The 526-nt window shown below is 30.0% G+C and carries 1 protein-coding gene; it reads left to right on the top strand.

The features are described from left to right. Positions 1-234: hypothetical protein (locus D5281_RS25275; protein ID WP_277935648.1), on the top strand; the 234-nt coding region annotated here is incomplete at its 5' end. Positions 235-526: the final 292 nt, after the last annotated feature.

The following is a 526-nucleotide window of genomic DNA, read 5'->3' on the forward strand; positions in this document are numbered from 1 at the left end:
TATTTTGATGATTATTTAGAGGAGGCTTTATCTATGAATAAGAAAAAAGTAATTTACAACTATAACATTGAACAGAGTAATCAGTTGATTAAGAAGGGGATGTTTCCTATTGGTTGTGGCATAAATCCAAAGTTAGGAGGATTCTTTCTGGTATTCTCTGGAACACCTGGATATTTCAATACATTGGATTTGATAGCCTTGGAGAACCAACAAAATGAACAGATACAGGAGTAGATTTTATATGCTGAATGTCATGAAATATTTGTGGAATTTCACCGTGGTATCAAATCGTACAGTTTGACGTACATTCTACTCCACTGGAAAGGGGAAAAGTGTACATGAAAACGTACAACTTGATACTGTTATTATATATGATGAATCCTATTATAAAAGATTAATAAATACGTACTCAATTACTACCGTAATTAAGTACTCCTTAAATATTTTAATGATTGTTCAATATTCTATTTTGATTTTTGAAAGGAACGAAAGTTATTATGAAGAAATTGTTTTTAAATAATGCAGT

Origin of the sequence: Parablautia muri (genome assembly GCF_009917485.1) — a bacterium.
Taxonomy (GTDB): domain Bacteria; phylum Bacillota; class Clostridia; order Lachnospirales; family Lachnospiraceae; genus Suilimivivens; species Suilimivivens muri.